Here is a 12,257-nt window from a genome sequence, read left to right on the forward strand (position 1 = left end):
CCGGTGGTGTCGGTTGGCCGGGTCCGCGTAGGCGATGACGTGGCCGTTCTCCGTCGCACCCGCACCGGTCAGGTTGAGCGCGACCGCGGTGGCGCCGGCCGCTGTCACCTCCGATCGTCACAACACAGCCCCTGGGCCTGCCTTTTGGGCGAGCGGCCCGACGAGCGGCCCGACGAGCGGCCCGACGAGCGGCCCGACGAGGGGCGAGATCACGCCACCCCCGTCACTCTGCGCTGCTGATCCTTTACTGTGTGCGGTGCAGTGCACTGACACGCCATCACACAGGAGACCGCCGCATGGAGCGCAGCCGCACCGACTTGAGGATCCGTGCCGTACTCGCCGCGATGGGCGTCACCGCCGCACTGGCGGCCGCCCCCTCCGCGCAGGCGGCGGCCCCACCCGCCCCCGCCGCTGCGAGCGCGGTGAGCGCCGCCGCGGCTGCCGCTCCTCCCGCTCCCTGCACCGGTGAGTTCGAGGGCGACAAGCGGCTCGGCCCGAAGTTCCTGCCGAAGAGGTGGCAGGAGCCCGTCGGCCCGCTCGTCCACCGCTACCACCGCACCGGCACGCTCTCCTCCGAGGACTTCCTCAAGAAGTACTGGGAGGGCCCGGCCGCCACCGGCAGCTGGAAGTACCCGCCGAACGACGGCTTCGCCGAGGTCAACGGCCAGGTCGACAAGGCCCCCGAGCTGCTGGAGGAGGGCGAGCGGCTCGACCGCTTCGGGTCGGAGTTCGGCTCCTACCTCGCCCCGGCCGGCGACCCGTACGCCAAGCGCGCCCTGCCCCCGCAGAACCTGAACACCCGGGACGCGGCCTTCCCCTGCGACTACCACCTGTACGAGGTGACCCGGTCGTTCGTCGTGTGGGAGGGGTCGATCGCGCCCTGGTTCGAGCAGCCCGGCGGCGGCCGCCAGATCAAGCTCGACGCGGCCTTCCTGAACCCGGGCGAGGGCCAGCGGCTCAACGTCAAGTGGCTGATCGACAACGGCTACTTGGTGCGCGTCCCCGCGTGACCCGGCCCGACCGCGCGATGCTGGCCCGGGCGCTCCGCGCAGCCGGAGTGCCCGACGGCCACTACTGGATCGAGGGGGTCCACGAGCCGGCGCCCACCCCGCCGGACTTCCTCTACCTCCGGTCGAGGCCCGGCGGTGACGGGTGGGAGACGGGGGTCTACGAGCGGGGCGCCTACGAGCCCGTCGCCGTGCACGCCACCGAGGCGCAGGCCTGCGTGCACTTCCGTACCTTGATCGGCCTCTGAAGGGCCGCTACTGGCCGTTGAGTTCGGCGAGGACACGCAGGGTGTGCGGGTCCGGGGCCGTGAGGAGCAGGTCGGTGACCGGGCCCTTGCGCCACAGTTCGAGGCGCTCCGCGATCCGCCCGCGCGGGCCGATCAGCGAGATCTCGTCGGCGAACGCGTCCGGGACGGCGAGGACCGCCTCCTCCTTGCGGCCGGCGAGGAACAGCTCCTGGATCCGGCGGGCCTCCTCCCCGTACCCCATCCGGGCCATCAGGTCGGCGTGGAAGTTGCGGGCCGCGTGGCCCATGCCGCCGATGTAGAAGCCGAGCATCGCCTTGACCGGGAGCAGCCCCTCGGCGACGTCGTCGCAGACCTTCGCCCGGGCCATCGGGGCGATCACGAACCCGTCGGGAAGGTCGGCCAGCGAGGCCTGGTACACGTCCGTGCGGGTCGGCGACCAGTACAGGGGGAGCCAGCCGTCCGCGATCCGGGTGGTCTGGGCGATGTTCTTCGGACCCTCGGCGCCCAGCAGGACCGGCAGGTCCGCGCGGAGCGGGTGGGTGATGGGCCTCAGCGCCTTGCCGATGCCGGTGCCGTCCTCCCCGCGGTACGGGTGCTGGTGGAAGCGTCCTTCGAGGGCGACCGGGCCCTCGCGGCGCAGCACCTGCCGGATGACGTCGACGTACTCGCGGGTCGCGGTGAGCGGGCTCGAGGGGAAGGGCCGCCCGTACCAGCCCTCGACGACCTGCGGGCCGGACAGGCCCAGGCCCAGCATCATCCGGCCGCCGGAGAGGTGGTCCAGGGTGAGGGCGTGCATGGCGGTGGCGGTGGGGGAGCGGGCGGCCATCTGCGCGATGGCCGTGCCGAGCCGGATCCGCGAGGTGTGCGCGGCGATCCAGGTGAGCGGGGTGAAGGCGTCCGAGCCCCAGGCCTCGGCGGTCCACACCGAGTCGTAGCCGAGGTTCTCGGCCTCGGTGGCGAGGTCGAGGTGGTCCGCGTGGGGGCCGCGGCCCCAGTAGCCGAGTGCGAGTCCGAGGCGCATGCCGGGTCCCTCCGCGAGGCCGTGTCTGACGGTGCGTCAGGTGACTGTAGGGCACCCGGCCCTCTCCCGGAAGCCCGGTCCGGTTCGCACTCCTCGAACGGGAAACAGGCCGGGCGGAGTCTCCTCCGCCCGGCCTGTCGTTCGTTCTGCGTTACGGGATCAGCCGCGCTGGATGCCCGAGGTGTCGTTCAGGACGCCGCGGCGGCCGTCCTGGGTCTGGGCGATCAGCGTGGCCGCGCCGCGCTGCTCGACCGCCAGGTACCAGGTGCCCGGGGCGAGTTCGGCGATCGGGGTGGGGGAGCCGTCCTCGGCGAAGAGGGGGCGGGCCACCGGGACGGCGAACCAGAACGGGGTGAAGTCGGCCGAGGGGGCCTGGGAGGCCTCCTGCGGAGCCGGCGTCGGCGTCGGGGCGGGCGTGGGGGTGCCGCCGTACGGCGGGACCGGCTGCGGGGTGGAACCGTAAGGCGGCTGCTGCTGCTGCCCGCCCGGGTAGCCGTACCCGGCGCCCGGCTGGGGCTGGCCCCCGTACGGCGGGATGGCGGCGGGCTTCGGCTCCGGCATCAGGGCGCCGGCGAGCGCCGGGACCTTCGTGCCGAACAGGGCGACACCGGCCAGGGCCAGGGTGGCGAGGAAGGCGAGGATCGAGCCGCCGCCCAGGTCGACCTGGCTCGGGCAGGTGATCAGCGCCCACAGCGCGGCCCAGGCGGCCGAGACGGCGAGCACGGAGCCCCACGCCGCCAGCGGCAGGCCCAGCACCTTGCGGGTCTCGGGCTGGAAGCGGCCGGCGACCAGCAGGCCGGCGGCGATGAAGCCGATCAGGAAGACGCTGGGGAGCACCAGGCGGTAGGAGTCGGTGTCCCACGCGCTCGGGAGGTCGCCACCGGTGGTGGAGTAGAAATCGAGGAACGAGGCGATGAACAGCAGCACCGCTGCTCCGATCACCACGCCGTCGCCTCGAGTGAGGGAGCGGATGTTCACGTCTTAGGTGTCCTTCTCGGTCTCGGTCGTCTCGTGGTGCCGCGATCGCAGATCGTGCCTGGAGCGGGGCGGGCGGCACCATGGTACGGAGTGTCCCGCGGCTGAAAGGATCGGGGGCGGCGGGGGAGCCCCGGGAGAATACCGGAACTGATCGCACTGCATCGGACCTTTCGGGATCCGGGTCATGTCGGCGGCAACCACGGTCACAGTGGGGGCGTGAAGGCGGACGTGGGGCGCAAGTACCGTGCGTACCCCCCTTGTGAGCAGGACCAGGTCCTGGCCAGGTGGGGTCATACGGCGCGTGCTCTGTGGAATGTGGCTCTTGAGCAGCGGGTGTATCTGTGGGAGCAGCGCCGGTACACACTGAGGTCGGTCGAGCAGTGCAGGTTCCTGACGGCGGCTCGTACGGATCTCGACTGGATGGGTGATCTGCCCGCGCAGACGGGGCAGCAGATCCTGCGTCAGCTGGACCAGAGCTACGCCAACTTCTGGAACCCCCGGCATTCGGCTCGGTTTCCGGCGCGGAAGAAACGCACTCACCGTCTGTCGGTCCCGTTTCCCGGGCAGGCGGTCGAGGTCCGCAAGCTGAACCGCAAGTGGGCCGAGGTGCGTCTGCCCAAGGTCGGCTGGCTGCGGTTCCGCCTCTCCCGCGCGATCGGCGGCACGATCCGTAACGCCACGGTGTCCCGGGACGGCAGCGGCTGGAACATCTCCTTCGGCGTCCACACCGGCCGCCGACCGGACGCGCCGAACGGGAAGCCCGCGTGCGGGGTGGACTTCGGCGTCGCCGCCTCGGCATTCGTGTCCACCGAGACCTCACCCCGTCTCATGGCGCCGACGCTCACCGCCAACGAGAGGAAGCGTCTCAAGGCGCTGGAGCAGCGCAAGGCCCGCCAGATCGCCTACGCGAAGAAGCACCAGGGCGGTAAGTACAGCCGGCGCCTGCGCACGACGATTGCCCAGATCGCGAAGCTCACCGCCCGGCGGGTCAATCGGCGCAGGGACTTCACGCACAAACTCACCACCGACCTCGCCAAAAACCACGGCCTGATCGGTATTGAGGACCTGCGCGTGAGGAACATGAGCAAGTCCGCGAAGGGAACCGCCGAGTCGCCGGGGAGGAACGTCCGGGCGAAGGCCGGGCTTAACCGGTCGATCCTCGATAACACCCCCGGGGAACGGCGGCGACAGCTTGAGTACAAGACCCGCATGTACGGGTCCGTACTCGTCGCCGTGCCGCCGTTCCACACTTCCCAGACCTGCGCCGCTTGCGGCCTGGTGGATCCTGAATCCCGTAAGGGATGCGGTCGGCTGTTCGCCTGCACCCGCTGCGGGCACGTAGATGACGCCGACCACAATGCCTCGGTGGAGATCGAGGCCCGAGCCCGCCGGACGGGTGGCTCGGACATCAACAGCACGCGCAGCATCCCCAGGGTGCGAGTCCCGGCCTCCGGCCGGAGGCGGATGCGTGAAGCCCCCAAGCCCGCCTGTGCGGGCTGAGGGGAATCGCCCCGTTCATGGAGCGAGAAACGTCACGATGCCGTCGGCGATGCCCTGGGCCGCCTTTTGGCGCCAGTCCGGACTCGTCAGCTGCGCCGCGTCCTTGGCGTCACGCATGTTGCCGCATTCGATGAACACCTTGGGCTGGGTCGACAGGTTCAGTCCCCCGAGGTCGTCGCGGACGACCAACCCGGTTCCGCTGCCCAGGTAGTTGGCGGGGGAGGAGCCGGTGGTCCGGGCGAAGTTGCCCGCGATGCGCTCGCCGAGGCGGCGGGAGGGTTCCACGATGGCCGAGGTGTCGGCTGCGCCGCCCTTGACCTTGGCGGGGAGGATGACGTGGAAGCCGCGGCTGCCCGAGGAGACGCCGTCGGCGTGGACGGAGACGACGGCGTCGGCCTTCGCCTCGTTGCCGATGCGGGCGCGCTCGGTGATGCAGGGGCCCCAGGGGCGGTCCGCCTCGTGGGTGAGGACCACCGCGGCGCCCTGGGCCTCGAGGGCGGTCCGCAGGCGCAGGGAGACGTCGAGGGTGAACTCGGCCTCCATGTAGCCGGAATTGGTGGTCGTGCCGGTGGTGTCGCACTCCTTGCGGCCCGTGCCGATGTCGACCTGCTGGTCGATCTCGTCGGTGTGCCGGAAGTTGCCGGTGTTGTGGCCGGGGTCGATGACGACGGTCCGGCCGGACAGCGGCCCCTTCGCGGGGGCCGCCGCGGGTGTGGCGGGGGAGGGCGCGGCGGTTTCCGCGGCGGCCGGGGCGGCGGCTCCGGTCGCGGCCGCCGGTTTGGCGTCGCGGCCGTCCGGCCCGGCCCCGGTCAGCACCTGGGTCAGGACCCAGCCGGCCAGGGCGGTCGGCGCCAGCGCGGCGGCCGCGATGACGAGGGTGGAGCGGCGCGTGAACCAGGGCCGGTGGTCCGGCCCGGCCGACGCGGCGGCTTCGGGGCGTGGGGGGCTGTCGTCGTTGCGCACGCCGCGATGCTAGACCGAGGCCCCCGGCCGGATCCGGACCGTGGGCCATCCGGGGGCGTGGTGTGCTTATATGCCGGGCCGGTGTTTCCTAGGGGCGGACGTCGGCCGCCGTGCGGCGCAGGACGCGCAGGGAGTCGGTCACCGAGACCTCCTCGAAGGCGCCGGACGCCAGCGCGCGCAGGTAGATCCGGTACGGGGCCTGGCCGCCGTCGGCGGGGTCCGGGAACACGTCGTGGATGACGAGCGTCCCGCCCTCGGCCAGGTGCGGGGCCCAGCCCTCGTAGTCGCCGGTGGCGTGCTCGTCGGTGTGGCCGCCGTCGATGAAGACGAAGCCGAGCGGGCCGCCCCAGGTGGCGGCGACCTGGGGGGAGCGGCCGACGATCGCGATCACGTGGTCCTCGAGCCCGGCCTTGTGCAGGGTGCGGCGGAAGGTGGGCAGGGTGTCCATCAGCCCGATCTCCGGGTCCACGACCGTCGGGTCGTGGTACTCCCAGCCGGGCTGCTGCTCCTCGCTGCCGCGGTGGTGGTCGACGGTGATCGCGGCGACCCCGGCCTCGCGCGCGGCGTCGGCCAGCAGGATCGTCGAGCGCCCGCAGTACGTCCCGACCTCCAGCAGCGGCAGCCCGAGCGCGGCGGCCTCGGCGGCAGCCTCGTACAGGGCGAGGCCCTCCCGTACGGGCATGAACCCCTTGGCCGCCTCGAAAGCGGCGAGGGTCTCCGGCTTGGGGGTGGCGGCCATGGGTTCCTCCGGCGGTGAGCGTCTCTGGCGGCTCATGGTGCCCTACCGCCGGGTAGGGCACCATGCCGGGGCCGTCTCGCCGCGGCGTCAGCCGTCGACGTCGGCGCAGATCGCCTGGACCGTGAGGTCCACCGGAGCGGTGTGGCCGTTGAAGATCGCGCCGTCCCAGCGGGTGTTGTCCTCCCCGGGGACCGTGCCGGACCGCACGACGCGGACGCTCTCTGCCTCGATGTTCACGTAGACGCCCCCGCCCGCTTCATTCGGCGGAGTCCACGCAGACCGCAAACGCCCTGAAGGACAGGGAGGAGGAGTCCGTAGGGTTTTGTACGTCCACCCGCCAAGTACCTTCGTTGGGTGAAAGCGAGGCGGGACCGTTGTACGTGGGTTGGAGCTCCGCGGACTTGGTGAAGCCGCCGCCCGTGAGTGTCTTACCAGCCGGGCACGTGGCTGTGGCCGTTTCCGTCCCATGCGGCTCCGTGAAGGAGGGGAGCTCGCTGTACACAATCTGATGCCCAGTGACACCGCCGTCCACCGGGGGTGTCGGGTTGGTGATGGTCTGGTCGGTGCTCTGGGCGCAGGTGATGTTTTGCGTGCCGTTGACGGTGTTACCGACGCCCGCCTGCCCGGACGGGAGGCAGGCCGCTCCGACCGCCGGGTTGTTGAGAGCGGAGATCAGGTCGTCGTCGGCGGCGGCTCCGCCGGCGGAGAGGATGACCGCCGCAGCGGCAGTCGTGCAAAGGGTGGCGAGCGTCCTGGTGAGCTTCACTCGGGCCGTCCTTTCGTCGTCTACTTGAGGAGCTGGCCGAGGCCGACGGCATTGGCCGGCGCCGGTGACAGGCCGGAAGCGAGGCCGGTGATCTGGCGCTTCGCGTCCCGGACCGTCGGAGTGAGGAAGCGGAGCGACAGCAGGTTGTCGACGCTGAGGGGACTGGCGCTCGGGCGTCCGGTGGGGGGAGCGGCCTGGGCGGCGGGAGCGGAGGCGAGCCCGACGGCGATCGCCAGGGCTGCCCCCGACGCGATGCGGGCAAAGGTGAGGTGGGCCATGACGGCGCCAACGCCGACGGCGTCGCCCGGTTATGGGCGATAGGCCGGGCGGGGCGGCTTTTTCGCCCGACTGGAGCCGCCGGTTACGCGATTCGGTCCACCTGCCTCTGACCGTCGCACTCGAACCACACCGTCTTGCCGGGCGCCTGCGGCAGCGTGCCCCAGCGGTCCGTGACGGCCTCGACGAGGAGCAGCCCCCTGCCTCCCTCGGCGAGGGCGTCGCCGCCGCGTACGGGGCTCGCCGGGCGGGGGTCCGCGTCCGCCACCTCGACGCGCAGCCCTTCCGGCCGGCGGAGGATGAGTACGGTGCACCGGCGGTCGGGTACGTGCCGTACGACGTTGGCGACCAGCTCGGTCAGCGCCAGCTCGGCGTCATCGGCCAGCCGGGCCATGCCCCAGCGGTCCAGGAAGACCCGCAGGATCCGGCGCATGTGGCGGGCCGAGTGCTCACCGACAGTGAAACCCATCCGGTAGCTGCCGCCAATTTCCGCCGGAGGGGCGTCAGTTGCGTGATTCATGTCACCAGGGTGGGGTGTCGTCGTTACGCTCGGCTACGGCCTGAAACGAACGCCGCACCGTGTGAACTTGGGGGTGACCACCTCATGGTCAACATCCGTGATCTGGACCCCAGCGCCTCGCCGCTGGACTACTACGGCGCGGAGCTGCGCCGCCTGAGGGAGGATGCGGGGCTCAAGCAGGCCCAGCTGGGCGACAGCATCTTCTGTACCGCCTCGCTGATCGGCCAGATCGAGACGGCGAGGAAGGTGCCGACCCGGGACTTCTCGGAACGGGTGGACGCGGCGCTGGGGACGGATGGGGTGTTCTCCCGGCTGGTGGGGCTCGTGCTGAGGAGCCAGCTGCCGGCGTGGTTCCAGGCGTACGCGGAGATGGAGGCCAAGGCGGCCTACCTCTCCTCCTTCCAGGCGCAGTTGGTGTACGGGCTGCTGCAGACCGAGGACTACGCGCGTGCGGTGCTGGGCGTACGGACCGAAGGGGATCTCGACACCAAGGTGGCCGCCCGGATGGAGCGGCAGCGCATCCTCGACCGCAAGAACCCGCCACTGATGTGGGTCGTACTGAGCGAGGCCGTCCTGCACCAGGAGATCGGTGGACGCGAGGTTATGCGGAACCAACTCGCCCATTTGTTGGCCTTGCAGAGGCGGGAGTGGGTGCAGGTGCAGATCCTGCCCTTCGAGGCGGGCGCTCATGCGGGATTGCCCGGTTCGTACACTCTCCTGCGCTTCGACGACGACCCGGACCTTGTCTATACGGAGGACTTTGTCCAGGGCCATATGACGGCCAATCCGCAGGCTCTCAGGGAAGGTTCGCTCCGTTACGATCACTTGCAGGCTGCCGCTCTCTCTGTGGAGAAATCGGCGGCACGGATCGCCCGCGTAATGGAGGAACGCTATGGACACCATCCAGGACTTGACGGGCGCGCGGTGGCGTAAGTCCTCGTACAGCTCAGACACCGGCGGAGAGTGCGTCGAGTGCGCCCCCCTCAACGGCGCCGCCTGGCAGAAGTCCACGTACAGCGGTGACACCGGCGGCGACTGCGTAGAAGTCGCCGCCCAGCCCTGCCGCGTCGCCGTGCGGGACTCCAAGAACCCCCACGGCCCCGCCTTCACCGTCGGGCTCGCCGCCTTCGAGGCGTTCGTCGGGTCCCTGTCTGCATGAAGGGCCTGGGGTCGGCCGACCCCGCGCACATAGGCCCGTTCCGGTGCGTCGCGCTGCTCGGGCAGGGCGGGATGGGGCGGGTGCTGCTCGGGGTCGGGCCCGACGGGCGGCTCGTCGCGGTCAAGCAGGTGCATGCCGACCTGGCCGAGGACGACGGGTTCCGGGCCCGGTTCCGGCGTGAGGTGGCGGCCTCGCGGCAGGTGTCGGGGGCGTTCACCGCGCCCGTGGTCGACGCCGACCCGGACGCGGAGACGCCCTGGCTCGCCTCGCTTTTCGTGCCCGGGCCCTCGCTCGGCGAGGCCGGGCCGCTGCCCGAGGAGGCGGTGCGCCGGCTGGCCGCCGGGCTCGCGCACGCCCTGGCCGACGTACACCGGGCGGGCCTGATCCACCGGGACCTGAAGCCCTCCAACGTGCTGCTCGCGGAGGACGGCGTACGCGTCATCGACTTCGGCATCGTGCGTGCGGCCGGGGACCAGACGCGGATCACGCACGCGGGCGCGCTGATCGGCTCGCCCGCGTTCATGTCGCCCGAGCAGGCGCTGGGGCGGGAACTGACGCCCGCGAGCGACGTGTTCTCCCTCGGCGCCACCCTCGTCGCGGCCTGTACGGGGAACCCGCCCTTCACCTCCGGTTCCGTGCCCGGCCTGCTGTACGAGATCACGCACGGCGAGCCCGACCTGGACGGCGTACCGGCCGGGCTGCGGCCGGTCGTCGGGGCCTGCCTGGCCAAGGATCCGGCCGACCGGCCGGCCCTGTCGGAGCTGCTCGCCCTGATCGGGCCCGTCCCGCCCGCGGCGCGGCCCTGGCCCGAGGCGGTACGGCAGCTCCTCGCCGGGCAGCGGGACGAGACCGCCCGGCTGGTGGCGGGATCAACGGCCCCGGCCCCGGCCCCGCACCGCGCACGGCGCCGGTGGCTGCGGCCGCTGCTGGCCGTCGTACTGGTGGCGGCGGTGGCCGCGACGGGGTTCACCGTCGGGCGGCCGTACGTGGTGCAGGCCTACCGCGACCTCGTGCCGGAGCCCGTGCCGACGCCCGGCACCACCCCCCTCTCCCAGGTGGGGGACGCCTACCGGACGCCTCCGGGCTGTTCGGAGGTCACGGTGCGCGTGCCGTCCGCGTTCGCCTCCACGGGCGGGCACGGCCCGGAGCGGAACTCGGGCGCGCTCGCGACCACCTGCGTCTGGAACACCCGGACCGGGGACGAGATCCGGGCCGATTGGCGGTTCTTCTCGACCGGGACCGGCGAGGGCACCGGCGCCGAGCAGGCCAAGCGCTACCACGAGGTCTCCCACCAGCCGGGCCGGACCCGGCGCGACCTCGGCCTCGGGTTCGCGGAGGAGGGGCTGTGGCGGCCGCCGGACGACGACCAGGACCCGAGCTGCACGCTGCACGTACGGGACGTCAACATGACCTCTTCCGTCTCGGTGACGGGTCCCCGCTACCCGCCCGGCGGCTGTGAGGCCGTGGTCCGGGAGGCGGCCGAGTCGATCGTGGACGCCATGGGGGGACGATGAGAGCGCTCGGAGCGTCCGATCCGGCCGCGGCGGGACCGTACCGGCTGCTCGCCGAGATCGGCCGGGGCGGCATGGGCCGCGTGCTCCTCGGCGCCGCGCCGGACGGGCGGCTCGTCGCCGTCAAGCTGGTGCACGCCCGGTTCGCCGAGGACGACGGCTTCCGGGTCCGGTTCCGGCGCGAGGTCGCCGCCTCGCGGAAGGTGTCCGGGGCCTACACGGCGGCCGTGCTGGAGGCCGATGCGGACGCGCCCGCGCCGTGGCTGGCCTCGGTGTTCGTGCCCGGGCCCTCGCTGGGGGCCGCGGTGGAGAGCGCGGGGCCGCTGCCCGAGGAGGCCCTACGGCGGCTGGCCGCGGGCCTGGCGACGGCCCTGGCGGAGATCCACCGGGCGGGGCTGGTGCACCGCGACCTCAAGCCCGACAACGTGCTGCTCGCCGAGGACGGCGTACGGGTGATCGACTTCGGCATCGCGCGGGTGGCCGAGCCCGGCGAGGTCACCGAGCTGACGCGGGCCGGGACGGTGATCGGCTCGCCCGCGTTCATGTCGCCCGAGCAGGCGCAGGGCGGTGAACTGACCCCGGCGAGCGACGTGTTCTCCCTCGGGTCGGTGCTGGTCCTGTCCGCGACGGGCCGCAGCCCCTTCGCGGCGGCGACCGTCCCGCTGACCCTGTACAGCGTGGTGCACACCGAACCCGACCTCGGCGGCCTCCCGCCGGGCCTGCGCGGCGTCGTCGCCCGGTGCCTGGCGAAGGACCCGGCCGCCCGTCCCACCCCCGCCGAGCTGCTGGGGCTGACGGGCGCGGCCGACGGCACGGGCGCGGCGTGGCCGCCCGCCGTGCGCCGGCTGGCCGCCGTACAGCAGGAGGAGATCGACCGGCTGCTCCACGGCCCCCGGCCGGGGCCCGGGGAGGCGGCTGGGCGGGTGGACCCGGACGCGGCGACGGCCACCGCTCCGCGGGCCGTCCCCGAGGGGCGGGCGCACCTGCCTCGGAGCCGCCGCCCGCGTCTGCGCCTGCTGGTGGCCGCAGGGGTCCTCGCGGCGGCCGGGGCCGGGCTGGCGTACGCGCTCTACGCGACGCAGGAGGAGCCGCCGCCGGGCCCGCCGGCCGAACCGGACCGGTACGCGAGCGTGCCGCTCTGCGCGGAGACGGCCGGGAAACTCCCGCTGCCGGAACGGAACACGGAGAAGGACAGCCACGGCGAGAGCGTCGACCAGGCGTATACGACCTGTGCCTGGACGGCGGCCTACGACGTGGTCGGCGGCGCCCCGGAACCCCCGCCGCACGCCTCCCTCGCCTGGTACCTGGAGCGCAGCGGCCGCAGCCCCGGCAGCGCGACGCGGCGCCAGCGGGCCGACTTCGGCAGCGGGTGGCCCGATGCCGGTCTGGGCGCCGGGGACGAGGCGCACTGGGTGGCCCCGGGGGAGAGGCAGACCTGCCTGCTGTACGTGCGCGACGGGAACCTGGAGGTGCGGGTGGGCCTGGGCGGCCCCGAGCATCCCGCCGCGACCTGCGAGGCCGAGGCGAAGGAGATCGCCCGGGCCGCGCTGGCCGCCGTACCGCGCTGAG

15 protein-coding genes are annotated in these 12,257 nt (G+C 72.8%); 7 read left to right on the forward strand and 8 right to left on the reverse strand.

What is annotated here, in order from left to right:
- Positions 1-296 precede the first annotated feature (296 nt).
- Together ACIPUC_RS07440 and ACIPUC_RS07445 are read left to right on the forward strand one after the other, a co-directional pair.
- Positions 297-1,010 (forward strand): TNT domain-containing protein, encoded by a 714-nt coding sequence (locus ACIPUC_RS07440; protein WP_446587270.1) that lies wholly within the window; start codon positions 297-299, stop codon positions 1,008-1,010.
- Between the two features lie 17 nt (positions 1,011-1,027).
- Positions 1,028-1,255: a hypothetical protein gene (locus ACIPUC_RS07445; RefSeq protein ID WP_446587662.1), complete on the forward strand. Its 228-nt coding sequence runs from the start codon at positions 1,028-1,030 to the stop codon at positions 1,253-1,255.
- A 7-nt stretch (positions 1,256-1,262) separates the two neighbouring features.
- Here the strand turns inward: ACIPUC_RS07445 and ACIPUC_RS07450 are convergent, their stop codons facing one another.
- Both ACIPUC_RS07450 and ACIPUC_RS07455 read right to left on the reverse strand, forming a co-directional pair.
- Positions 1,263-2,276: an LLM class F420-dependent oxidoreductase gene (locus ACIPUC_RS07450; RefSeq protein WP_446587272.1), complete on the reverse strand. Its 1,014-nt coding sequence runs from the start codon at positions 2,274-2,276 to the stop codon at positions 1,263-1,265.
- A gap of 159 nt (positions 2,277-2,435) precedes the next feature.
- Positions 2,436-3,254, reverse strand: a complete 819-nt coding sequence (locus tag ACIPUC_RS07455; protein WP_446587274.1) for a hypothetical protein — start codon at positions 3,252-3,254, stop codon at positions 2,436-2,438.
- Positions 3,255-3,482: 228 nt separating this feature from the next.
- Between ACIPUC_RS07455 and ACIPUC_RS07460 the strand changes: the two genes are divergently transcribed.
- Positions 3,483-4,754 (forward strand): RNA-guided endonuclease InsQ/TnpB family protein, encoded by a 1,272-nt coding sequence (locus ACIPUC_RS07460; RefSeq protein ID WP_446587664.1) that lies wholly within the window; start codon positions 3,483-3,485, stop codon positions 4,752-4,754.
- A 15-nt stretch (positions 4,755-4,769) separates the two neighbouring features.
- Here the strand turns inward: ACIPUC_RS07460 and ACIPUC_RS07465 are convergent, their stop codons facing one another.
- From ACIPUC_RS07465 to ACIPUC_RS07490, 6 genes are all read right to left on the reverse strand, one after another.
- Positions 4,770-5,717, reverse strand: coding sequence for an N-acetylmuramoyl-L-alanine amidase (locus ACIPUC_RS07465; RefSeq protein WP_446587275.1), 948 nt, complete (start codon positions 5,715-5,717; stop codon positions 4,770-4,772).
- A gap of 88 nt (positions 5,718-5,805) precedes the next feature.
- A complete protein-coding gene (locus ACIPUC_RS07470; protein WP_446587277.1) occupies positions 5,806-6,456 on the reverse strand; it encodes a class I SAM-dependent methyltransferase in 651 nt (216 codons plus the stop codon).
- An 87-nt stretch (positions 6,457-6,543) separates the two neighbouring features.
- The gene (locus tag ACIPUC_RS07475; protein ID WP_446587279.1) at positions 6,544-6,693 is read right to left on the reverse strand and encodes a hypothetical protein; all 150 of its coding nucleotides are present in this window, start codon (positions 6,691-6,693) and stop codon (positions 6,544-6,546) included.
- A 19-nt stretch (positions 6,694-6,712) separates the two neighbouring features.
- Complete coding sequence (locus ACIPUC_RS07480; protein ID WP_446587281.1) at positions 6,713-7,222, reverse strand: hypothetical protein; 510 nt, start codon at positions 7,220-7,222, stop codon at positions 6,713-6,715.
- A 20-nt stretch (positions 7,223-7,242) separates the two neighbouring features.
- A complete protein-coding gene (locus tag ACIPUC_RS07485) occupies positions 7,243-7,500 on the reverse strand; it encodes a hypothetical protein (RefSeq protein WP_446587283.1) in 258 nt (85 codons plus the stop codon).
- An 83-nt stretch (positions 7,501-7,583) separates the two neighbouring features.
- On the reverse strand, positions 7,584-8,018 hold the full coding sequence (locus tag ACIPUC_RS07490; protein ID WP_446587285.1) for an ATP-binding protein: 435 nt from the start codon (positions 8,016-8,018) through the stop codon (positions 7,584-7,586).
- 84 nt (positions 8,019-8,102) lie between these two features.
- Between ACIPUC_RS07490 and ACIPUC_RS07495 the strand changes: the two genes are divergently transcribed.
- The 4 genes from ACIPUC_RS07495 to ACIPUC_RS07510 are packed head-to-tail and all read left to right on the forward strand — an operon-like array spanning position 8,103 to position 12,256.
- A complete protein-coding gene (locus tag ACIPUC_RS07495; RefSeq protein ID WP_446587287.1) occupies positions 8,103-8,951 on the forward strand; it encodes a helix-turn-helix domain-containing protein in 849 nt (282 codons plus the stop codon).
- On the forward strand, positions 8,911-9,177 hold the full coding sequence (locus ACIPUC_RS07500) for a DUF397 domain-containing protein (protein ID WP_446587289.1): 267 nt from the start codon (positions 8,911-8,913) through the stop codon (positions 9,175-9,177). The genes ACIPUC_RS07495 and ACIPUC_RS07500 overlap by 41 nt, the downstream gene beginning before the upstream one ends.
- Positions 9,174-10,691 carry a serine/threonine-protein kinase gene (locus ACIPUC_RS07505; protein ID WP_446587291.1) on the forward strand — a complete coding sequence of 506 codons (1,518 nt, stop codon included), beginning with the start codon at positions 9,174-9,176 and terminating at the stop codon, positions 10,689-10,691. The genes ACIPUC_RS07500 and ACIPUC_RS07505 overlap by 4 nt, the downstream gene beginning before the upstream one ends.
- Positions 10,688-12,256: a serine/threonine-protein kinase gene (locus ACIPUC_RS07510; RefSeq protein WP_446587293.1), complete on the forward strand. Its 1,569-nt coding sequence runs from the start codon at positions 10,688-10,690 to the stop codon at positions 12,254-12,256. The genes ACIPUC_RS07505 and ACIPUC_RS07510 overlap by 4 nt, the downstream gene beginning before the upstream one ends.
- Position 12,257: the final 1 nt, after the last annotated feature.

Source organism: Streptomyces sp. LARHCF249 (assembly GCF_052871255.1).